Below are 22,100 nucleotides of genomic sequence, written 5' to 3'. Positions count from 1 at the left end.
ACATGAAACAGGAAATAATGACGATCGTTTCTCAAAAACAATTAGCACCAAGAATTTTTCAAATGACACTGACAGGTAAATTAGTTGATGAAATGGAAAAACCTGGGCAGTTTATTCATATAAAAGTACCTCGAGCAGATCTGCTTTTAAGAAGGCCAATCAGTATCAATCAAATTAACAAAGAGGCACAGACTTGTACAATTATTTATCGCACAGAGGGAGACGGCACGAAAGCTTTTTCTGAACTTAAAGCGGGGGACTTATTGGATGTGATGGGGCCTTTGGGAAATGGGTTTGATGTCGATTGTTTGAAAACTGGTCAAAAAGCTTATGTAATCGGTGGCGGTATCGGGATTCCACCTATGTATGAACTGTCAAAGCAATTGAAGCAAAAAGGGATCGAAGTCGTACATTTTCTCGGGTTTGCCTCTAAGGAAGTCGCTTATTTCCAAGAAGAATTTATGGCTTTAGGTGATACACGTTTTGCGACAGACGATGGTTCTTTTGGTGTTGAAGGAAATGTGGGAAACCTTTTATTATCTGCTATAGAAAAAGAGCGACCTGATGCAGTTTATGCTTGTGGTGCTAATGGTATGTTAAAAATGATCGCACACGTTTTTTCTGATAATCCTAATGTGTTTCTTTCATTAGAACAACGAATGGCTTGCGGTATGGGAGCATGTTACGCCTGTGTCTGCCATGTGCCAGGTGATGAAAGCGGAACTTCGAGTGTCAAGGTTTGTGATGAAGGTCCAATTTTTAGAGCTAGTGAGGTGGTTTTATGATGGAAAACCCGTTAGCGATCAGTATTCCAGGCTTAGAATTAAAGAATCCAATTATTCCTGCTAGTGGGTGTTTTGGTTTTGGTGAAGAATATGCTAAGTATTATGATTTGGGGAAACTTGGTTCGATCATGATCAAAGCCACGACTCCGCAAGCACGTTTTGGCAATCCAACACCTAGAGTTGCAGAAACACCAAGCGGTATGTTAAATGCGATCGGTCTACAAAACCCGGGGTTGGATGTTGTCATGAATACAAAACTTCCAGCTTTGGAAGCGTACGATGTACCAATCATTGCCAATGTTGCCGGGGCTTGTGAAGAAGACTATGTTGAGGTTTGCAGCAAAATTGGTGATGCTCCTAATGTAACAGCAATCGAGTTAAATATCTCATGTCCTAATGTAAAACATGGTGGAATTGCGTTTGGAACAGATCCAGATGTTGCATTTCAACTAACGCAAGCTGTAAAAAAAGTGGCAAAGGTCCCAATTTACGTGAAACTTTCGCCAAATGTAACAGATATTGTTCCAGTTGCCCAAGCGATTGAAGCAGGCGGTGCGGATGGATTCTCTATGATCAACACACTTTTAGGGATGCGTATCGATTTAAAAACACGTCGTCCGGTTTTGGCAAATCAAACAGGAGGACTATCAGGGCCTGCAATCAAACCTGTTGCGATTCGATTGATCAACCAAGTGTCACAAATTTCTACTTTACCGATCATTGGTATGGGTGGTGTTCAGACTGTGGATGATGTATTAGAAATGTTTATGGCTGGAGCAAGCGCAGTAGCTGTTGGAACAGCTAACTTTACTGATCCGTATATTTGTCCAAAATTAATCGAAGCATTGCCTAGCAGAATGGCAGAACTTGGGATCGAATCTTTGGAGCAACTAATTAAAGAAGTTAGGGAGGAAAAAAATAAATGAGTCAACGACCGATCATCGCACTAGATTTTCCTTCAAAAATAGAAGTAGCAAATTTTTTACAGCTATTCCCTGTAACAGAGTCATTATTTGTTAAAGTAGGAATGGAGTTGTTTTATCAAGAAGGGCCAGCAATTGTTCGTTGGTTAAAATCATTGGGCCATTCTGTTTTTCTAGATTTAAAATTGCATGACATTCCTAATACTGTGGAAAAATCAATGATCGGCCTAGCTAAACTTGGTGTCGACATGACGAACGTTCATGCAGCAGGCGGTATTAAAATGATGAAAGCTGCAAAAGCAGGGCTAGAAAAAGGAACTCTGGCAGGCGCTAGAGTACCGATCTTAATTGCTGTAACACAACTTACATCAACAAGTGAACAAGACATGCGAGAAGAGCAATTAATTGATGTTTCATTAAATGAGAGTGTGATTCATTACGCCAAATGTACTGAACAAGCTGGTTTAGATGGTGTGGTTTGTTCAGCACTTGAAGCCCAAGCAATTCATCAAGCGACAAGTGAGGCTTTCATCTGCCTAACACCAGGAATTCGTCCAAGGGGGAGTGATGTGGGCGATCAACAACGTGTAGTAACACCAACCGATGCAAGAAAGATCGGTTCGACCTATATTGTTGTTGGGCGACCAATAACACAAGCTGAGGAGCCATACAAAGCGTACCAACAAATTAAAAATGAATGGAATGGAGAAACCAAATGACAGAACTAGCTAAAACGATTGCGAAAGATTTATTAGAAATAGAAGCGGTATTCTTAAGCCCAAACGAACCCTTTACTTGGGCCAGTGGAATCAAAAGCCCAATTTATTGTGATAACCGTATTACTATGAGTTATCCAGTCGTTCGTAAAGAGATCGCTAAAGGATTAGCAGAAAAAATCAGAGCAACTTATCCTGATGTTCAAGTCATTGCAGGAACAGCAACTGCTGGAATTCCTCATGCGGCGTGGGTTGCAGATATTTTAGACTTACCAATGGTCTATATCCGCAGTAAAGCCAAAGAACATGGCAAAGGCAACCAAATTGAAGGTCGGATTTTTAAAGGACAAAAAATGGTTGTGATCGAAGATTTGATTTCAACAGGTGGCAGCGTTTTAGAAGCAGCTGAGGCCGCAAAACGTGAAGGGGCAGATATTTTAGGTGTAGCAGCAATCTTCACTTATGAGTTACCCAAAGGAAAACAAAAATTTGAAGAACATAATATTGATTTGCTTACGTTAACAAACTATTCAACATTGATCGATGCGGCTTTAGAATCCAATTATATTGAAGAAAATGATGTTGCGCTCTTAAAAGATTGGAAAAAAGATCCTGAAAATTGGCTAAATAAGTAGTATCACGCATGAAAGTATAATTTTTGATCAGTTAGTCAAAGGTTATACTTTTTTTCTTGATTCAATGAATTCTTCATAATATGCTATAATTTATAAAAATGCATGGAGTAGTTTTTGAAAATTGACTGTTAATCCTAAATAAGATACAGTTATTTTATTCAAGTAACAAAATTAGAAGGTGGGGTTTGATGAAAAATATTCGGAATATGGATGTAGAATGGGGATACGAAGGAGAGATCGGACCCGAGCATTGGCATACCCTGTGTGATTGGTTTTCAACTGGTGCAAAGTATCCTTACCAATCACCAATTAATTTATCAAAAAACTTAGTCAAGGGTGTATCAACAAGTAGAGCGATTGATTTTTGTTATAAATCAGAAGAGTTTACAGAAAAAGAATTTAAAAATACATTTCATTTTGTTCCACCAGATACAGAAAGCTATATCATTTTTGAAGATGAAAAATACTATTTGACTGATATTCATTTTCATACGCCAAGTGAACATACCTTTGATGGCGAACACTCACCATTGGAATTTCATTTAGTCCATATGAATAATTCTGGTGATAACTTAGTTGTTGGTTGTTTATTTACAATCACAACAGAAGAAAATAAATTTTCAAAAAATAAAACAACTCTGAAATGGAAATCAGAAACCCATCAACAATGGTTTGATCCTTCAATTTTTTTACCTGAACAAAAATCACATTTTCATTATTTAGGTTCGTTGACAACACCACCGACCAAAGGACCGGTCCATTGGTTTGTATTTGATACGATTCAAAAAATGGATCAAGAGTTCTTTGAACGAATTGATGAAGGGATGTTACCGTTCAATAATCGCCCTGTCCAAGCGTTAAATGGACGAAAAATCTATTTTTCCGAATAAGATGGAGGTCACCTATGAATATTCAACAGATGAAATATGTTGTAGCAGTTGCGAATAACGGCAGCTTTCGAGAAGCGGCGAAAAAGCTCTTTATCACGCAGCCAAGTCTTTCTAATGGGATTCGGGAATTAGAGGAAGAGATCGGGGTGACGTTGTTTATTCGTACGAACAAAGGGGCTTCTTTGACGGAAGAGGGACTGACATTCTTAGAACATGCAGAAAAAATCTTGACTCAGATGGAAATGATTGAAAACCGTTATCAGGAAGTGACTAAAAGCGAACGTTTTTCAATTTCCTCTCAACACTATGATTTTTTAGGCGAAGTAATGGGTAGAGTGATTCAACGATTTAAAGATCAGTACAAAAATTTCCGTGTTTTTGAGACAACAACACTAAAAGTCATTGAAGATGTGAAAAGTTATCATAGTGAACTTGGGATCATTTATTTAAATAGCCAAAACCAATCTGGGATTGAGCGATATTTAGAGCAAGCCAATTTAACGTATGATGTGGTGGGTAGTTTTAAAACGCACATTTTTCTTGGAAAGAATCATCCCTTAGCCCAGCAAAAGGAAATTCAACTGGAGCAACTATGCTGCTATCCTCAAGTGCGATTTACCCAAGAAGGCAGTAATTTCGCTTATTTTTCAGAGGATTTAATTGAAAATCAGGAGCAAGAAACCGTGATTTATACGAATGATCGTGGAACATTGATGAATTTGCTGGTGGAGACAGATGCTTATGCCTCTGGTTCTGGTGTGGTAACGGGTTTTACTAAAAAGGAAATACGCTTGGTTCCATTAGCAGAAAGTACCAATAATAAAATCTGTGTTCTTTACCAAAAAAATAAAACAATCAGCACAATTGGTCAGTATTTTATAAAAGAATTGAAACAATTATTTTGAAGCGAGTCAGGACTACCTATTTTTTATCAGATTTTACTGTTGTCAAACAAAATAGAAGAGAATGTAAAAGAACACTTTGAATTATCGAGTGTTCTTTTTTTGTTATAAATAATATCCATTAAGTCACGTCTGATTGTGATAGAATTAAAAAAAAAGAAGGAGTTGTTTGTTATGAGAAAATTATCAATAGAAATGATGGAAAGAAGAGAGAATAAAATTGTTATGGATCAGGTCATCGGTAGGTCATTTGAAAAATCTGTGGGAAAAAGTGTACTGCAGCTTATTAATATGAAATCTGCCGTTTCAGGTGTCATATTTACTAAAAGTCCATTTTGTAGATAAAAATCAAAAGTTAAGAATTTTAGCCAAATATCTGGATTTTATGTAGAACGAAGAATTGAGTGATTATATGAGAAAGTTATCGATTTCAACAATAGAAAAAAAGCGGAATAATATAATGTTAGATGATATTATCGGTACACCATTTGAGCGGACACCTGACGATGAGCTAATGGGATGCTCAATCCGGTAACCGCAACAACTATACTTACAGCCGTTACGATTACAATGATCAAGCGTTGTAAATAATGCTCAGCTAGATTATAGCACCAAACAATCAGTTCTTTGAACAGCTGATTTTTTGGTGCTAATATTTTATTCGTTATCATGTATCACATAATCATGCAGAAGTTGGGAAACTTTCTCCATTTCGACCTGTGTTCCAATTGAAACACGCAAATAATTTTTCAATCGCTCAATTTTTGGAAAGTAGCGAACAAATACGTCTTTTGTTTCTAAAAAGTGATACAGCTCGTTCATATTTAAATTAGGATGAGTTAGCAGCACAAAGTTTGTTTTTGAAACCAGGGTAGAAAAGCCAAAATTTGTTATGTTTTTAGAAAACCAGTCTCTAGTTGTACAAATTTTCTGTGTTATTCCCTTATAATAGGCTGAATCTTCAACAGCCGCTACAGCTAATTTTTCAGCTAACATATCAACTGAATAAGGATTAAAGGATGATTTTATGCTTTCCGCAATTTTTATATATTCAGGATTGCCAATAGCATAACCTACCCGTAATCCCGCCAATGAGCTTGACTTTGAAAAGGTTCGGATAATGATCAGATTAGGGTAACTATCTAGAAGCGTGACAGCAGAGCATCCAGCAAAATCAATATAGGCTTCATCAATGATGACAATCACTTCTGGATTTTCATTTAATAGATACTCGATTTCAGAAAGTGGTTTAAATAAACCTGTAGGTGCATTAGGATTTGCGATGATGATTCCGCCGTTCAGTTGTTTATAATCATCAATAACTAATTCAAACTGATCATTTAACGGTAACTCTTTAAATGGAACTTGAAACAAATCAGCCCAAACTTTATAAAAACCATAAGTGATATCTGGAAATAAGAGCGGATCAGAGCTGTTAAAAAAGGCAAGGAAACAAAAAGCTAAGACCTCATCAGAACCGTTACCAATCAAAAAGTGTTCTGGAGATAATTGATGCTTGGCTCCTAAAGCTTTTTTTAAGGTAAGATTATCAATGGAACTATACCGTTTTAATTGTTCCACGTCGAAGTGTTTCAATGTATCCGCAACTTTTGGAGCAGGGGGATAAGGATTTTCATTTGTGTTCAATTTGATCATAGCTGGGTAATTTGGCTGCTCTCCTGGAACGTAAGGTGTGATTTTTCTAAGACCTTTCATTTTGGTTCGCTCCCTTCATTTCTTTTAACTATAGAGAAGCATGAGCGCTTTCGCAAGAGTAAAATGTGTATTTGGAAAGAAAAAACGAAATTTTGAAATAGAAATTTCATTTTAAACGGAATTATGCTATTATAATTCCATTAAGAAAAATACAATTATACTACTAGTGTTTCGAGGATAATCGATTTTGCAGCTAGCAGATGAGCAAGTAAGAGGAGATGGTTTGATGGATTTAACTCAACGCTTTAACAAACAAGTAGACAAAATTGCTGTTTCATTGATTCGCCAATTTGATGAACAAGTAACAAATATCGATGGCATTATAAAACTGACATTAGGAGAGCCAGACTTTAACACACCAGAACATGTGAAAACGGCTGCTCATGAGGCAATCGACCAAAATTTTTCACATTATTCTGGGATGTCGGGATTAACAGATGTTCGTGAAGCAGCTACTTTTTTTATGAAAGAAAAATATGGTGTCAGTTATCAGCCAGCCTCTGAAGTTTTAGTGACTGTAGGTGCTACTGAGGCAATTTCAGCAAGTCTCTTAGCTATTTTAGAACCAGGAGACAAGGTTTTGATGCCTGCACCGATCTATCCAGGGTATGAACCAGTGATTACGTTGGCTCAAGCAGAACCCGTTTATATTGACACGACCTCAAACCATTTCGTATTAACGCCTGAGATGATTGAAACGGCTATGGTAGAACATGGTGAGCAAGTCAAGGCCATTATCCTAAATTATCCAAGTAATCCAACCGGAGTGACGTATAATCGTGAAGAAGTCAGGGCGATTGCAGATGTCTTAAAAAACTATCCGATTTTTGTAATAAGTGATGAAATCTATAGTGAATTGACATACGAAGATCAACATGTCTCTATTGCAGAATTTATTCCAGAGCGAACAATTCTGATCAATGGGCTATCAAAATCACATGCAATGACAGGGTGGCGAATCGGTTTTATCTTTGGTCCTGAAAATTTAATAGCGGAAATTATCAAAGTGCATCAATATTTAGTAACAGCAGCTTCTACAATTTCACAAAAAGCCGCAGTTAGAGCTTTAGTAGAAGGGATGAATGATGCTGCAGCAATGAAAGAAGAATATCGTGAGCGTCGAGATTTTGTTTATGAACAGATGAATTATTTGGGATTTGAATTGGCTAAACCGAATGGAGCCTTTTATATTTTTGCTAAAATCCCGACAGGCTATGAACAAGATTCAATGAAATTCTGTGTGGATCTAGCTCAGCAACAAGCAATTGCAATCATTCCAGGTGTGGCATTTGGTCAAGAAGCTGAAGGTTACGTCCGAATTAGTTATGCGGCAGATTTGGCTACCTTAAAAGAAGCAATGAAACGAATTGGTCAATATATTGAGATGAAAAGAGGTCGAGACAAAAGCGTTTAGCTCTGAGAACCAAGTAGGTACTGTGCAACATCAGCTCGTACCTCGCTGTTTTTTACAGCAATAAGAAGGAATTCACGAAAATTGTTCTTCAAATTTTTGTGAATTTCGGCTTATTTCCGAAGGAGCTGCTTTTTTTCGCCGTTTATTTGGGATTAACAAGATGCTGTTAATCTGAAAAGACTTTTGTCCAAGACACTTTTTTACTCTCAACAGAACCTTTACATTCCTTTACTCATTATTTACAAAACGTTTAAACAGAATTAACAGAGTGCTGTTAAACTAAGCTTGTAACTAATTGAAAAGGACGTGTAAAGATGAAGAAACGTTTAGTAGCAGCAATGGTTTTAAGTGTGGGACTTTTGATTGCAGGGTGCGGTAATCAAGGAGCTGCAACTAGTGACAGTAATAATAAATCTAAAGATAGTAGCACTAATAGTAATCAACCAGTCAAAATCGTTGCTGTAGGTTCGACTGCATTACAACCATTGGTCGATGCAGCGAAAGATCAGTTTATTTCAGAAAATCCAAATTATACAATCTCTGTTCAAGGAGGAGGAAGCGGAACAGGACTTTCTCAAGTATCTGACGGTGCTGTAACAATTGGGAATTCTGATGTATTTGCCGAAGAAAAATCTGGTGTCGATGCGTCGAAATTAGTTGACCATCGTGTGGCTGTTGTAGGTATGGGACCTGTTGTGAATAAAGAAGTTGGGGTCAAAAATATCAGTAAGCAAGAGTTGATCGATATTTTTACCGGGAAAACAAAAAACTGGAAAGAGCTAGGCGGTAAGGATCAAGAGATTGCCGTGATCAATCGTCCAAGCGGCAGCGGTACACGCGCAACCTTCGAAAAATGGGGACTGGATGGGGCTACAGCTGTCCAATCACAGGAACAGGACTCATCAGGAACCGTGCGTCAAATCGTTGCACAAACACCTGGAGCAATCAGCTATCTTGCGTTTTCATACATGGATGATTCAACGTTAGCCTTAAGTATTGATGATGTAAAACCAACAGAAGAGAACGTTGCAGACAATTCTTGGAAAATTTGGTCTTACGAGCATATGTATACTAAAGGTCAACCAGATGATGATGTAAAAGCATTCTTAGACTTCATGTTGACAGATGATGTTCAAGAGGGAGTAGTCAAAGAGCTAGGCTACTTACCAATGACTTCAATGAAAGTCGAAAGAGACGTATCTGGAACTATTACTAAAAAATAAATTCTTCCCCCTAAAAGAATCAAAAAGAGGCTTGACGTAAAAAACGTCGGCCTCTTTTTGATTTGCTATTTTATTGGAAGTCTCACTGTAAAGGTTGAGCCTAAGCCTAAATGGCTATCGATCATAACGGTTCCGCCTAATAGTTCGGTATAATTGTGGACAATTGATAATCCAAGACCGGTACCGCCAGAATGACGACTTCTAGCTTTATCAACACGATAGAAACGTTCAAAAATACGTTCTTGATCTTCTAAACTAATCCCAATACCGCTATCATTTACTATAAAATAGAACGTATCAGTAAAACCAAAATCAATTGTGATCGTACCGTCGACTTGAGAATATTGAATAGCATTTTCGATCAAATTTTTAACGATGGGGTAGAAAAGTTCATATTTTGTGACATAGGTTATGGTTTCATCGCCAAGGATTTTGATTGTTAAATGTTTATCTTTGATCGTTTTACGATAAGAACGCAAAATTTCTTGAACAAAAGGATGCAAAGAAACTTCTTGATCATTATAAGAAATATTTTTTCCATCCCGTGAAAGTTGCAAAATCTCTTGAATAAGTTGCTGTAGGCGCAAAGCGTCTTTTTGCATGATTTCCAAGAATTGGGTCAACGTTTCTGGATCTTCTTTGGCTCCATCTAGTAATGTTTCGGTAAACCCTAATAGAGAAGTCACAGGAGTTTTCAATTCATGAGAAACATTGCTAACAAAATCTTTTTGCATTTTTTCTAATTGTCTCACTCGAGTTAAATCATACGCAATACCTAAAACTTGGTAATCATTGCCATCTTCTTCTATGAAGCGTAAAGACATATCTAAAATGGTTTCATTCAATGATTCCGTCAGCTTGATTTCTTGATGAACAGAGCTTTTTTCTGTAATGACTTGATGAATCAAGTGGATCAATGCAGGCTCTTTGATAACATCAAAATAATCTTTACCAACATCACTGTTATCAATCATCAAAATATTGATCATTTTAGGATTGATCAGTTGTAGTTTTCCATCAACATCAATGATAAAGACACCAATCATCAATTCATCGAGTAACGCATGAAACTGTTCATCAGTGGATGTATAAGCTAAATAAGTTTGACTCATTTGTTGGCTTAACAAGTTGACCGTTTGATACAATTCATTCCATTCGGGTGAGTCTTGAATAATGGAGCGAGCTTCATCGGGATACTTTACGATTTTTTTTAGTACCGGTAGGACTGTGACCAGTGGTTCATTTTTCTGATGAAGTAGTAAAAAGATAAAAGCGTTAATAATCAAAAACAATAAACCGAAAGTGAATAAAATATAGCGTCGAAATGATTGAATACTATTAGAAAATTGTGCTGTTTCTTCTGACATGCGAATAATCCCGATTCGTTCACCATTTTTATCAACTGGCAAGGCGAGATAAAGTAACTCTTGGTTTAAAGTAATACTTTTTCTTAAGGCCGAGCCAAAATCAGCACCCGATAAAACTGCTTTTATCTCCGGACGATCACTTCTTGATTCATGAAGTGCAGGATAAATACTGTCATAAAAAATATCTCCTTTAGCAGTCATCAACGTCAAGCGTTCATTTTTATCTGTTGAATAGTGTTCAATCAATTTTTCTTCCTGCTCAGAGAAGTGTTGTGTTAAAAATAAATTAGGGGAGAGTTGATCAAGAATCAAGGTCCCCTTTTTTTGTAAGTATTCTTCTTGCTGAGATAATAATTCCTTTTTAAAAAAATAGTTTGTCAAAAAGATACTACCGACAAACAACAACATCATCATAATACCGACTACCCAATACTCGATTCGTTGACGTTTTTTCATTTTTTAGGCTCCTGAAATCGATAACCAAATCCTCTGACTGTAACCAAGTATGCTGGTCTTTTAGGGTCGATCTCGATTTTATCTCTTAAATGGCTAACATGAACATCTACGATACGGCTTTGACCAGCAAAGTCATAGTTCCAAATTCGATCTAATAAAGTATCACGATCGATCACACGGTCTTTGCGCTTAATAAAGTAGACGAGTAGTTCAAATTCTTTTGGCGTTAGTTCGATTTTTTTGCCTCGAACGCTTACCTCATAATTTTGTTCGTCTACATGAATATCGCCTAATACTAAAGGCGCTTTGACTGTTTCATTGAATTCTTCTGTTTTGTTTGCGACTGGTTTTAAGCGGCGAAAGATAGCTTTCATTCTTGCAAGTACTTCTCTAGGGCTAAAGGGTTTTGTTAAATAGTCATCTGCTCCGATTTCTAACCCGATGATTTTATCAACTTGATCATCTTTTGCAGTCAAGATTAAGATGGGAGTGTCGATTTTTTCGCGCCGTAAGGACTTGGTAATTTCTAAACCATCCATATTTGGTAACATCACATCTAAAATAATAAAATCAAATTGATTGGTTAACGCTAATTCATAACCGACTGCGCCATCAACAGCGGACATCACTTCATAGCCGTCTTTTTCTAAGTTAAAAGTCAATAATGTTACAATTGATGGTTCATCATCGACAACAAGTACTTTTTTCATCTATTTGGCTCCTTATAATACGAAATAAACACAAGATTATTTTATCATAGATTTGCAGGTATCAAAAATTTTATGGAATGTTTCTAAAACTACTTTCAAAGCAAAAGAAATGGTATAATAATAAAGATTGAAATGAGGGAAGCGAATGATTGGGATTAGTGCGTGTCTTGGTGGTATTTGTTGTCGTTATGATGGGCAAGCAAAAGAGATTGTGGCCTTAAAAAAGTTAGTAGAAGATCAAAAAGCAATCCTTGTTTGTCCAGAAGTATTAGGTGGATTGCCAATTCCTAGAGAACCAGCTGAAATCATAGGTGGAGACGGTCTCGATGTTTGGAATGATCAAGCGAAAGTTTATACAAACACGGGAGCAGATGTGACTGACCTATTTAAACAAGGGGCGATCATGGCCTATCAAAAACTAATTGAAAAAGAAGTAACAACGATCATCTTAAAAGAAAATAGTCCTTCTTGTGGTGGAAAAAGTATTTATGATGGTACATTTTCTGGAAATCATCGAAGTGGACCTGGCGTTGCAACAGCTTATTTTATTTCAAAAGGACTTGAGGTTATTTCAGAAAATGACTGGCAAACAGTGCTTGATCGTGAGGGAAGTAAATGTCAGAAAACGAAGTATTAAAGATTTTCGATGAAAACTATCGACAAATTGGTACAGAAACAAGGCAACGAATCCACTCATGCGGACTTTGGCACGAAACGTTTCATTGCTGGTTTTATACAATGACAGATAATGAACTTACGATTTATTTTCAAAAACGTTCATCGACAAAGAAAGACTTCCCTAACCAACTGGATATTACAGCTGCAGGACATTTATTAGCACAAGAGACGGTGATCGATGGTTTTAGAGAAGTTAAAGAAGAATTAGGAATAGCTGTTTCCATCGAAAAAGCCCATTTTCTGGGCGTATTTCCTGTGAAAATCAAATTAGGGCATTTTATTGATAACGAATTTACCAATGTTTATTTGATTGAACAAGAAATCTCGTTAGGAGAATTTCAATTACAAGAAGAAGAAGTGGCAAGTTTGTTTCCTGTTCCTTTAAAGACGTTAAAAAAATTACTCAATGATCCTAGTGCTAAAGCGACTTTAACAGGTTATCATCAAAAAAATAATCAACAAGAAGTGATTGAAGAATGTTTTTCTAAAAAGGACTTTTGTGCCAACGCGCAAAGTTATTATGATCGATTAATAGAATCTTTTGAAAAAATCCTCGAAAATCAAATAAGAACTATTGACTAATCACTCTGAAATCGGTAACCTAAAAGGGATTGAAGATAGGAGTAATGACTATGGAAATTGAAAAAACCAATCGAATGAATGCGTTGTTTGAATTTTACTCCACTTTGTTAACAGAAAAACAAATGAACTATATGGAGATGTACTATGCCGATGATTTTTCATTAGGAGAAATTGCCGAAGAATATGAGATCAGCCGTCAAGCAGTGTACGATAATATTAAACGAACGGAAAAAATTTTAGAAGAGTATGAAAAAAAACTTCATCTTTTTTCTGATTACGTAGTGCGTGGTGAATTGTTGGATACATTAAAAAACTACGTAAAAGAAACCTATCCGAAAGATACAACGATCGCCCACTATATAGAACAAATACAAGAAGTAGAGGAATGAGATTATGGCTTTTGAAAGTTTAACAGATCGCCTGCAACAGGCAATGAGCAAATTACGTCGTAAAGGAAAAGTATCTGAAGCTGACGTAAAAGAAATGATGAGAGAAATTCGTTTGGCTTTGTTGGAAGCCGATGTAAATTTACAAGTAGTCAAAGATTTCACAAAACGTGTACGTGAACGCGCAGTTGGAGTAGAAGTCTTAGAAAGTTTATCACCAGCACAACAAATCGTTAAAATCGTTGATGAAGAACTAACAGCGACATTAGGGACAGAAACAGTTGGCTTAAACAAATCAGAGCGGATACCAACAGTGATCATGATGGTTGGTTTGCAAGGAGCTGGTAAAACGACTTTTGGCGGTAAATTAGCCAATCACTTAATCAAAACTGAAAATGCGCGTCCTTTGATGATTGCGGCCGATGTCTATCGTCCAGCAGCAATCGATCAATTGAAAGTACTTGGTCAACAATTAGATGTTCCAGTTTTCGATATGGGAACAGACACAAGCCCGGTTGAAATTGTACGTCAAGGGATGGCATTAGCTAAAGAAAAGAAAAATGATTATGTTTTGATCGATACGGCAGGTCGTTTGCATATTGACGAAACATTGATGGACGAATTAAAACAAATCAAAGAAATTGCCCAACCAGATGATATCTTGCTTGTTGTTGATGCAATGACTGGACAAGATGCAGTGAATGTTGCAGATAGCTTCAATCAACAATTAGGCATCACAGGTGTTGTTATCACAAAACTTGATGGAGACACGCGTGGTGGTGCAGCACTATCAATCCGTTCAGTTACTGGTGCACCAATCAAATTTATCGGTTCTGGTGAAAAACTGACTGATTTAGAAATTTTCCATCCCGATCGGATGTCCAGCCGTATTTTAGGCATGGGGGATATGTTAACACTGATCGAAAAAGCCCAACAAGATTATGATGAGAAAAAAGCTGAAGAACTTGCTGTAAAAATGAAGGAAAACAGCTTTGACTTCAATGATTTTATTGAACAATTGGATCAAGTAATGGGCATGGGACCAATCGAGGATCTATTAAAAATGATTCCTGGTATGAATAATATGCCTGGCTTAGAAAATGTTAAAGTCGATCCAAAAGATGTCGCTCGTAAAAAAGCGATGATACTTTCAATGACACCGGCTGAGCGAGAAAATCCTGACTTGCTAAATCCAAGTCGCCGTCGTCGGATTGCAGCTGGTTCAGGGAATAACGTAGTTGAAGTGAATCGCATGATCAAACAATTTAAAGAATCTAAAAAAATGATGCAGCAGATGTCTAAAGGAAATATGGATATTCCAGGTATGGATCAAATGCTTGGTGGAGGCATCAAAGGTAAACTAGGAAAAATGGCCATGAACCGTATGGTGAAGAAAAACAAGAAGAAGAAAAAGAAGAAAAAATAAATCATAAAAAAGCTGGACAGACTCTAATGATTCTGACCAGCTTTTTATGTTGTGACAAAACTATGAGCTAATACTGCTATTACGATTTATCTGCCGTTTTAGATTGATCCACTCATTGATTTCTTTTCTAAAAACAAGATAGCTACCAATCAAAGCCGTTAAAATAAAATAAATCAGTAAACTTGGAATAGGAGAACTAACTTCTTCGCCAAAATAGACCCCACTGCTAAAAACGAGAACCATCGGCACATAAAGTGTCATAGCGATAACTACTGGCACCTTTAGCTTATCAAATAGTAAATAGTTGCCTTTTTTCTCCAATGTAAGTTTTGGAAACAGAAATGAACCAAAAATGAATAGCAAAACTGATATAGTCAGGGCTAAGGTAATTGGAAGGGCTGAAATTGATTCTTTACTTACAGTGTAAACAAAAAATTTATTGGTGATATAGCTATCAATTGTTGCGTTGGTAAAATAGTACCATGCGTTTAGGACACCTGTAATAAAGAATTCTAATGACGCACAGAATCCAAAGACTGTAAGCGGCCCTAAAATCATATTTCCTGTTACCAAGCCAATAAATGCAGAAAGGGAGAAATAAAGAATACAGGTTGTCCAACTAGCCAAAACATTTGCAGCTAAAGTCGGCAACCCAATATTGACATACTCAGTAGGAATACCTGTTGTAATAATTCCAACAAATGCTATTTTTGCTAAAAGAACACTACTTAATAATGGGAGTGAAACAAGAGCAAATTTCGAGAAATAAATTCTACGTTTAGAAACACCTAAGGAAAATAAAAACTCATTGAAAGATGTTTTTAGATCAGCGAAAAACATCAGAAAGCCAGCTGTTGCTAACACTGCAATCAGAAGAATTGGATTCTCATTGAAATAGGCGGAAAAGTAAGGTTGATCAGAAACCGAAATGAGTTTTCCGTGTTCGTCGTAGGAAGTTGTCTGATAAAATAAACTTAAACCCTCTTTTTTATTTAATGCTTGTCGTTCACTAAGTGATAAGCCGCTATATCTAGGCGAATCATCTTCTGATAGTTGTTGCAAATCTTTGATGTACTCTTCAGAATCGTAATAGGCATCCATTTCATGCCAACGCTTGACATCGCTGATTCCATTATAACCATAAAATAAGATAATACAAAGACTTGTAATAATTAGAGCAAGTCCATAACGCTTTTTTAAAATAGTCATTAATTGTTTATTCATAACATTTCTCCTTGTAATGAGTTATTCTTTTCCTCATGAGTAAGGTTCGCTTCAAAGACATCTTCCAAGGTTAAAGGTAGCTCCTCGAATAAAACAGGTTGCTCTGCTTGAATCAAAGCTTTTAATTCCTCAGTATAGTTTTCAAAGATCGCTGTAGCAACACGCCCTTGAAAATGCAATAAACGGCTGTTTTCTTTAACTACTTGAGGAACCTTTTTCGTTTTGAAAACCATCTGGATTTTACGAGCATGTTCTCTCAATGTCTCTAAATGATAATCAAGCTGAATTTGATTACTCTTCAAAATAAGTGCACGATCAATGATACTTTCCAGCTCATTTAAATTATGAGAAGAAATGATGATCGAGCGATTATTTTCGCTAACAGCATCTAAAAGAAGACCTAAAACATTTTTTTTAACAATAACATCTAAGCCATCAAGAGGTTCATCTAATAAAAGATAATCTGCATTAGAGCAAATAGCCAAAATCATTTTGTAAAGTCCTTGCATACCCTTAGACATCGAACGATATTTTAAATTAGGATTCAGATTATTTTTCTTTGTTAAGGTCAAATACTTTTCTTTGTTAAAACTGGCATAAGCATTTTGGTAAAAAAGAAGCAATTTGTTTAAGGTGTAACCAGAGAGGAAATTGTATTGTTCATCAATGTAAAAGATTTTTTGTTTAAGTAATTTATTTTTCTGAATATCTTCTTGATCAATCATGATTTTCCCAGTATCCAACTCATAGTGACCTGATAGTGTTCTGAAAAAAGTGGTTTTACCAGAACCATTTTGTCCGATCAAACCAGTAATTTCTCCTTGGACAAATGTTAAGTTGAGGTTCTTCAAAATAACTTGATGATCGATAGTTTTTTCTAAATTTTCTATTTTCATGTCTATTCTCCCTTCAAGTGTTGATAACTTTCGTCCAACCATTGATTTATTTCCTTTTTAGAAACATTTAAATAATGAGCTTCAACAATTAGCTCATTAAGCTTTTTTTTGATTTTTTGTATCTGATAATCATCTCGAAGTTCAGTATCAATCTTTTTAACATAAGTACCTTTGCCTTTAACTGTGATGATGACTTCTTGGGCTTCTAATACTTTATACGCTTTACTGACTGTATTAGGATTCATCATAAGCTGGCGAGCCATTTCTCTAACAGAAGGGAGACGGTCTCCAGATTGAAGTGATCCGCTTAGGATATCTTCTTTAACTCCTAAAATAAGTTGTTCATAATAGGGTTTGCTACTTGTTTTATCAATAGAAACCATAAATAACTCCTTTCTAAAGCGGCGTTTGTTGTGTACTAGTATACATAGTACAGTTAGGTTTGTAAACACTTTTTGTAAAAATTTGTTAAGATGAAGGGAGAGACAAAATCGTAATAATTGGAGGGAAACAGGTGAAACAGCGATGTTCTTGGGCAGAAGGAAATGAAAAAATGAAGCACTATCATGATACGATTTGGGGTGTTCCGTTATATGAGGATCAACGATTATTTAGAAAATTGATATTAGATATCAATCAAGCGGGGCTAAGTTGGCAAACTATTTTGAATAAAGAAAATTTTTTTGATGCGGCTTTTGAAGGATTTGATCTAAAAAAAGTGGTGAATTATGATGAGAAAAAGATTGAGGAACTCTTGAAAAATTCTGGGATTATCCGGAATCGTAGAAAAATTGAAGCGACAATTCATAATGCCCAAAAAGTTATTGAGATTCAAAATGAATTCGGATCTTTTTCTGACTATTTATGGAATTTTAATGATCACAATGTGCTGGTCCATTCTTATCAAACTCAAGAGGAGATTCCAACAACGAATGACCTGTCGGATAGAATAACAAAAGACTTGAAAAAAAAGAGGGTTTAAGTTTGTCGGCAGCACGATCATTTATGCATTCTTAGAAGCAGTAGGGATCATTAATTATCATGTGGAAACTTGTTTTCGTTATGAAGAATTAACGCAAAAATAGCCTAAACCAAAACTAGTTGCTCATTTTGGTTTAGACTACTTTTAAGTCAATCAGCTATTCTTTTCTAAAAAAACTAAGTAGGCATCAACAATCGTTTTGAAAAAGTTCATCGTATTTTCAGCAATTGTTCCATCTTCGTTGATCAAGTTGACAACGTTACCGATATACGCTTCAGGTTGTTGTAGCGTTGGGACATTCAGAAAAACGAGTGATTGACGTAGGTGATGATTTGCGCCAAATGCACTTAAAGCGCCGGGAGATACGCTGACAACTAAACCTGGCTTGCCATCCCAAACGTTTTGCCCATAAGGTCTTGAGCCGACATCTAAGGCATTTTTTAAAACAGCAGGAACCGAGCGATTATATTCAGGCGTGACAAAAACCAGCCCTGTTAATTGTTTTACTTCATCTCTAAATTTTATCCAGGCAGCAGGCGGTGTTCCGTCATCATCCAAATCTTGATTGTACATTGTTAAGTCATGTAAATCGATAAAGATAGGTTCATATTCTTCTGGAAATAAACTAGAAAGAGCGACTGCTACAGTTTTACTATAAGAGTCTTTTCTTAAGCTTCCGACAATAAATCCAATTTTTTTCTTCATAAACCATTCCTCCAATTATTAAATAACGTTCTTTATTTAATTTTAGAACTAACTACTTTTTTTTGCAAGAAAATAGGACTTTGGTTAGTAAGTACGACATCGTTACCTAGAAAAGAATGAGGTTGCTTCTGCATCTACGGTTCTCGTTTCACTACGATTCTCGAAGCATCAAGGACCGTCTGCTCTCACCGTTTACCCAGACACTAAAAATAAGCTATGAACAGATAAAGACAATTCTTTACTGTTCATAGCTTGTCTTTGTTAAGCAACGATTGATTGCCCCTGCCAAGGTATTGTAAGTATAACATAAGAGTACCAAAAATCAGCGTAAAGAGGCTTTTTTTAAGGTGTCAAGAAAAAACTCTTTACAGCTCGATCAATATCTGGTAAACTAACATTTGTGATTAAGTTAATGGAGGTGTAATATATAAAATGTCAGTAAAAATCCGTTTAAAACGCATGGGTTCTAAAAAGAGTCCTTTTTACCGTATTGTAGTCGCAGATTCTCGTTCTCCTCGTGATGGACGTTTCATCGAAACTGTTGGTACTTACAATCCTTTAAAAGATCCTGCAGAAGTAGTTTTAAAAGAAGATTTAGTTTTAGACTGGTTGTCTAAAGGCGCTCAGCCTTCAGATACAGTTCGTAACATCCTTTCAAAAGAAGGCGTTATGAAAAAACACCACGAAGCTAAACTTGAAAAGAAATAAGGTGACTAATTATGGCAGATGTGAAAGAGTTAGTCTTAACTATCGTTCGTCCATTAGTCAGTCAACCTGAGCTGGTTAAATTAGAGATAGAAGAATCTGATGTTTTTCTAGAGTACAATTTGACTGTATCGCCTGAAGATATTGGCCGTATTATTGGGAAACAAGGTCGTGTTGCGAAAGCAATTCGAACAATTGTTTACAGTGTACGTGTGGATGGACCTAAAAAAGTTCGTTTGAATATCGTAGATGGTAAATAGCACAAAGATAAACACCCAATTTTTTTGGGTGTTTTTTTGTTTTGACCTATGAGCAATTATTCGCGATAATAAAGCTATAAGCAATAAAAAACGAAAGGGTGGAGAGACAGATATGAGTGAACTGAAAAAGTATCAAAAACAATTGCTACAAGGACTTGAAGAATATTTTGAACAGGCAAAGTTGGAAACAGGTGATATTTTTGTCCTTGGTTGTAGTAGTAGTGAGGTCAATGGCGGGATGATTGGTAAAAATTCTAGCTTGGAGATAGGCGAACTAATTGTCTCAACAATCCACGAGTTTTTGGCAAAAAGAGGTATTCATTTAGCTGTACAAGGGTGTGAACATATTAATCGTTCTTTAGTGATTGAAAAAGAAGTAGCGAAGCATCATCATTTTGAGATTGTTTCGGTTGTGCCGGCCCTACATGCTGGAGGAGCTGCTGCAGTATCAGCATACCAACATTTTTCAAATCCAGTCGTTGTGGAAAAAATCGTTGCCCAAGGTGGAATTGATATTGGTGATACATCGATAGGTATGCATATCCAACATGTTCAAATTCCAGTTCGGACCTCAATTAAAGAGATTGGCGGAGCGCATACGACTTATTTACATACGAGACCGAAATTGATTGGCGGTACTCGAGCAGTCTATAAATAAAAAAGCGGAAGAGCAAACCTGTAAATAGAAGGTTGCTCTTTCGCTTTTTTTAGTAAGGTAGTTATTTTTTTCTATAGACTTTGATCTCAAAGATAGGTGCGTCAAAACTAATTTCAGCTTCATCGATCATCAAACCTAGCAGGTGATAATCTTCTTCTTCATGATGCGTTAGCCCTAATAATTCATCATAATAAGATTCAATACTTAGATCTCTAGGTGTGTTTAGCAATTCCAATAAATGTAGGACACTGTCAGGCTCTTGCTCTGTTTTCCCTTGGATTTCAACTGAAAAACCTTCAGATGTAAAGTTTACGCCGATCTGTATTTCTTCAATATCATTGGAAAAAAAGTAAGTTAATAACTCATCTACGATTCTTTTAGCTTTGTCTCTCTCTTGCATGTTGTTTCACCTTTCTAATCTGTAAAATATTATCAAGTAATGGTACCATGACCGCTGCTACAAAACCAGTAGAAAATCCATTATTATAAAGATTTAAGCCACCATGTAGATAACCGACATTTGTAACTAATGACATATGTAAAAATCCAGCAATCAAGCCAAAGGTAATGCCATAAAATCCAGCAATTGGAGCCAAGCCTGTAGCGAAGATCCCAGCAAGGACCACAGTAGTTTGATCCACTGCAAAAACAAAAGAGAATTGTGCTGTAAAAAAGACACTGACTAATAAAGGTAAGCTGTTGAGAATATGATTACCAAAAGCACTAAAACCAACTGCTGATAAAATTGCCCCAACAATTGGGCCATTAAGGGTAGAATGGCTAAATTGAGTATACCCAACGAGTAACAACCCCATCAAGGCCATATTCATCATAGTTGCTCCGATTCCTGCAATAGAAATAAAATCAGTAATCAATTTACCAGAGGTTTTGCTGATCTCCTTCATGCCTTTTAATGAAAAATGATTGACAACAAATCCAACAAAAAACATTAAAAGAAATAAAAAAAGTAAGAAAAAAAGAAGTTTGGTATGATAAGCAGTTGAAACTAAATTTTTCCCTTCAATTTTCCAACCAAACATCCTTAAGATACCAGTAAACATCATTGCAATAAGCCCAGATGTAAAACCAACATTGTACAAGGAGAATCCTTGATGAAAAGTAAGGACGTGAGAAGCTAAAGGAGGTAAAATCAATCCAATAAAAACGCCTACAAAGCATCCTAAGGGAATCGATTGTACCAATGGTAAAGAGATGCCAAACGTTAGATAGCTAATGATCGGAGAAAGCGCACTGCCAAACAAACTAACCACAATAAATTGAGAAAAAGGTTTTTTCACAATTTTGGCATAGCAAAGTCCACCAATAATAATTGGAATCGAATTATATAGATTTTTTCCAAAAAAAGAACAACCAGATACCGTAAATAATGCAGCAATCATCGGTCCGTTGATTGGAATTTTTTCTTTTTTAGCAAGAAGGACGCTAATTAGAGTGAGTAGACCACTATTTACAAAGGCACTACCAAAGGTGCCGAGTTCAATGTAATCTGTCAGTAGATTACTAGGGGAGGTTAAAATGCGTGTCATACCGGCCCATAAAATAGTCACAGGCTCACTTAAAAAACTGATCATAATCAGAATCAAGCAATAGCCAATCAAAAAATAATAGCTTCTATTTTTTTCAGCCATATTCGATTGTTTTTTATCAGTATGTAAAAAAAGTGTTTGGCTGTTATTTTTAGCCATAAAAAATACCTCCGTTATTTGTCAATAGTGTAACTATAGCGTGTAAATAGTTCATCGGTCAATAACATTTTAGAAAAATATGACAAATTATCATGTTTTTTTGATATAGCCATAATTATTGAGAAAATGAGTGACTAAAAGAGTGTAAAATAAAA

General features: G+C 36.1%; 26 protein-coding genes and 1 pseudogene. 17 read left to right on the top strand and 10 right to left on the bottom strand.

All coding sequences use genetic code 11. The annotated features are described in order from the left end of the window. Positions 1 to 2 precede the first annotated feature (2 nt). From A5819_RS14955 to A5819_RS19320, 7 genes are all read left to right on the top strand, one after another. A complete protein-coding gene (locus A5819_RS14955; RefSeq protein WP_086279535.1) occupies positions 3 to 785 on the top strand; it encodes a dihydroorotate dehydrogenase electron transfer subunit in 783 nt (260 codons plus the stop codon). After that, a complete protein-coding gene (locus A5819_RS14950) occupies positions 782 to 1,711 on the top strand; it encodes a dihydroorotate dehydrogenase (RefSeq protein WP_086279534.1) in 930 nt (309 codons plus the stop codon). The genes A5819_RS14955 and A5819_RS14950 overlap by 4 nt, the downstream gene beginning before the upstream one ends. Next, the gene (gene pyrF, locus A5819_RS14945) at positions 1,708 to 2,427 is read left to right on the top strand and encodes an orotidine-5'-phosphate decarboxylase (RefSeq protein WP_086279533.1); all 720 of its coding nucleotides are present in this window, start codon (positions 1,708 to 1,710) and stop codon (positions 2,425 to 2,427) included. Before A5819_RS14950 ends, pyrF begins: the two co-directional genes overlap by 4 nt. Beyond that, positions 2,424 to 3,059, top strand: a complete 636-nt coding sequence (gene pyrE / locus A5819_RS14940; RefSeq protein ID WP_086279532.1) for an orotate phosphoribosyltransferase — start codon at positions 2,424 to 2,426, stop codon at positions 3,057 to 3,059. Before pyrF ends, pyrE begins: the two co-directional genes overlap by 4 nt. 188 nt (positions 3,060 to 3,247) lie before the next feature. Then, positions 3,248 to 3,949, top strand: coding sequence for a carbonic anhydrase (locus A5819_RS14935; protein ID WP_086279531.1), 702 nt, complete (start codon positions 3,248 to 3,250; stop codon positions 3,947 to 3,949). Between the two features lie 14 nt (positions 3,950 to 3,963). Then, complete coding sequence (locus A5819_RS14930; protein WP_086279530.1) at positions 3,964 to 4,854, top strand: LysR family transcriptional regulator; 891 nt, start codon at positions 3,964 to 3,966, stop codon at positions 4,852 to 4,854. A gap of 171 nt (positions 4,855 to 5,025) precedes the next feature. Then, a complete protein-coding gene (locus A5819_RS19320) occupies positions 5,026 to 5,196 on the top strand; it encodes a hypothetical protein (protein WP_176271440.1) in 171 nt (56 codons plus the stop codon). A gap of 128 nt (positions 5,197 to 5,324) precedes the next feature. Here the strand turns inward: A5819_RS19320 and A5819_RS14925 are convergent, their stop codons facing one another. Together A5819_RS14925 and hisC are read right to left on the bottom strand one after the other, a co-directional pair. Next, entirely contained in the window at positions 5,325 to 5,522 is a 198-nt protein-coding gene (locus tag A5819_RS14925; RefSeq protein WP_086279529.1) for a hypothetical protein, read from the bottom strand. Next, positions 5,509 to 6,567: a histidinol-phosphate transaminase gene (gene hisC / locus A5819_RS14920; RefSeq protein WP_086279528.1), complete on the bottom strand. Its 1,059-nt coding sequence runs from the start codon at positions 6,565 to 6,567 to the stop codon at positions 5,509 to 5,511. Before hisC ends, A5819_RS14925 begins: the two co-directional genes overlap by 14 nt. 226 nt (positions 6,568 to 6,793) lie before the next feature. Between hisC and A5819_RS14915 the strand changes: the two genes are divergently transcribed. Together A5819_RS14915 and A5819_RS14910 are read left to right on the top strand one after the other, a co-directional pair. After that, positions 6,794 to 7,981, top strand: coding sequence for a pyridoxal phosphate-dependent aminotransferase (locus A5819_RS14915; protein WP_086279527.1), 1,188 nt, complete (start codon positions 6,794 to 6,796; stop codon positions 7,979 to 7,981). A 314-nt stretch (positions 7,982 to 8,295) separates the two neighbouring features. Then, on the top strand, positions 8,296 to 9,204 hold the full coding sequence (locus A5819_RS14910; RefSeq protein ID WP_086279526.1) for a phosphate ABC transporter substrate-binding protein PstS family protein: 909 nt from the start codon (positions 8,296 to 8,298) through the stop codon (positions 9,202 to 9,204). A 65-nt stretch (positions 9,205 to 9,269) separates the two neighbouring features. Here the strand turns inward: A5819_RS14910 and A5819_RS14905 are convergent, their stop codons facing one another. Together A5819_RS14905 and A5819_RS14900 are read right to left on the bottom strand one after the other, a co-directional pair. Then, entirely contained in the window at positions 9,270 to 11,027 is a 1,758-nt protein-coding gene (locus A5819_RS14905; protein WP_086279525.1) for an ATP-binding protein, read from the bottom strand. Next, a complete protein-coding gene (locus A5819_RS14900; RefSeq protein WP_086279524.1) occupies positions 11,024 to 11,737 on the bottom strand; it encodes a response regulator transcription factor in 714 nt (237 codons plus the stop codon). Before A5819_RS14900 ends, A5819_RS14905 begins: the two co-directional genes overlap by 4 nt. A gap of 145 nt (positions 11,738 to 11,882) precedes the next feature. On the opposite strand from A5819_RS14900, the gene A5819_RS14895 reads away from it, so the two are divergent. From A5819_RS14895 to ffh, 4 genes are read left to right on the top strand one after another with little or no spacing between them, the layout of a single operon-like run. Continuing rightward, complete coding sequence (locus tag A5819_RS14895) at positions 11,883 to 12,374, top strand: DUF523 domain-containing protein (protein ID WP_086279523.1); 492 nt, start codon at positions 11,883 to 11,885, stop codon at positions 12,372 to 12,374. Then, a complete protein-coding gene (locus tag A5819_RS14890; protein WP_086279522.1) occupies positions 12,353 to 12,997 on the top strand; it encodes an NUDIX domain-containing protein in 645 nt (214 codons plus the stop codon). Before A5819_RS14895 ends, A5819_RS14890 begins: the two co-directional genes overlap by 22 nt. A gap of 50 nt (positions 12,998 to 13,047) precedes the next feature. Further along, entirely contained in the window at positions 13,048 to 13,386 is a 339-nt protein-coding gene (locus A5819_RS14885; protein WP_086279521.1) for a putative DNA-binding protein, read from the top strand. 4 nt (positions 13,387 to 13,390) lie between these two features. Beyond that, positions 13,391 to 14,809: a signal recognition particle protein gene (gene ffh, locus A5819_RS14880; RefSeq protein WP_086279520.1), complete on the top strand. Its 1,419-nt coding sequence runs from the start codon at positions 13,391 to 13,393 to the stop codon at positions 14,807 to 14,809. Between the two features lie 60 nt (positions 14,810 to 14,869). Here the strand turns inward: ffh and A5819_RS14875 are convergent, their stop codons facing one another. The 3 genes from A5819_RS14875 to A5819_RS14865 are packed head-to-tail and all read right to left on the bottom strand — an operon-like array spanning position 14,870 to position 17,312. Then, entirely contained in the window at positions 14,870 to 16,033 is a 1,164-nt protein-coding gene (locus A5819_RS14875) for an ABC transporter permease (RefSeq protein WP_086279519.1), read from the bottom strand. Beyond that, entirely contained in the window at positions 16,030 to 16,929 is a 900-nt protein-coding gene (locus tag A5819_RS14870; RefSeq protein ID WP_086279518.1) for an ABC transporter ATP-binding protein, read from the bottom strand. Before A5819_RS14870 ends, A5819_RS14875 begins: the two co-directional genes overlap by 4 nt. A 2-nt stretch (positions 16,930 to 16,931) precedes the next feature. Next, complete coding sequence (locus tag A5819_RS14865; protein WP_086279517.1) at positions 16,932 to 17,312, bottom strand: GntR family transcriptional regulator; 381 nt, start codon at positions 17,310 to 17,312, stop codon at positions 16,932 to 16,934. A gap of 170 nt (positions 17,313 to 17,482) precedes the next feature. Here A5819_RS14865 and A5819_RS14860 point away from each other — a divergent pair. Beyond that, positions 17,483 to 18,014, top strand: a pseudogene (locus A5819_RS14860) (DNA-3-methyladenine glycosylase I). A gap of 50 nt (positions 18,015 to 18,064) precedes the next feature. Here A5819_RS14860 and A5819_RS14855 read toward each other — a convergent pair. Next, positions 18,065 to 18,616, bottom strand: coding sequence for an NADPH-dependent FMN reductase (locus A5819_RS14855; protein WP_086279516.1), 552 nt, complete (start codon positions 18,614 to 18,616; stop codon positions 18,065 to 18,067). Between the two features lie 432 nt (positions 18,617 to 19,048). Here A5819_RS14855 and rpsP point away from each other — a divergent pair, with 432 nt between their 5' ends. From rpsP to A5819_RS14840, 3 genes are all read left to right on the top strand, one after another. Then, positions 19,049 to 19,324 carry a 30S ribosomal protein S16 gene (gene rpsP, locus A5819_RS14850; protein ID WP_010761445.1) on the top strand — a complete coding sequence of 92 codons (276 nt, stop codon included), beginning with the start codon at positions 19,049 to 19,051 and terminating at the stop codon, positions 19,322 to 19,324. 11 nt (positions 19,325 to 19,335) lie between these two features. Continuing rightward, the gene (locus A5819_RS14845; protein ID WP_086279515.1) at positions 19,336 to 19,581 is read left to right on the top strand and encodes a KH domain-containing protein; all 246 of its coding nucleotides are present in this window, start codon (positions 19,336 to 19,338) and stop codon (positions 19,579 to 19,581) included. Positions 19,582 to 19,693: 112 nt separating this feature from the next. After that, positions 19,694 to 20,239, top strand: a complete 546-nt coding sequence (locus A5819_RS14840) for a TIGR01440 family protein (RefSeq protein ID WP_086279514.1) — start codon at positions 19,694 to 19,696, stop codon at positions 20,237 to 20,239. A 61-nt stretch (positions 20,240 to 20,300) separates the two neighbouring features. On the opposite strand, the gene A5819_RS14835 is transcribed toward A5819_RS14840, so the two are convergent. Beyond that, the gene (locus A5819_RS14835; RefSeq protein ID WP_086279513.1) at positions 20,301 to 20,639 is read right to left on the bottom strand and encodes a hypothetical protein; all 339 of its coding nucleotides are present in this window, start codon (positions 20,637 to 20,639) and stop codon (positions 20,301 to 20,303) included. Then, entirely contained in the window at positions 20,617 to 21,945 is a 1,329-nt protein-coding gene (locus tag A5819_RS14830) for a DUF1576 domain-containing protein (RefSeq protein ID WP_086279512.1), read from the bottom strand. Before A5819_RS14830 ends, A5819_RS14835 begins: the two co-directional genes overlap by 23 nt. Positions 21,946 to 22,100 lie beyond the last annotated feature (155 nt).

The organism is Enterococcus sp. 7E2_DIV0204 (assembly GCF_002140855.1).
GTDB classification, from domain to species: Bacteria; Bacillota; Bacilli; order Lactobacillales; family Enterococcaceae; genus Enterococcus_L; species Enterococcus_L lemimoniae.
Note: the sequence above shows the minus strand (reverse complement) of the source record. Positions and strands in the feature narration are given on the sequence as shown.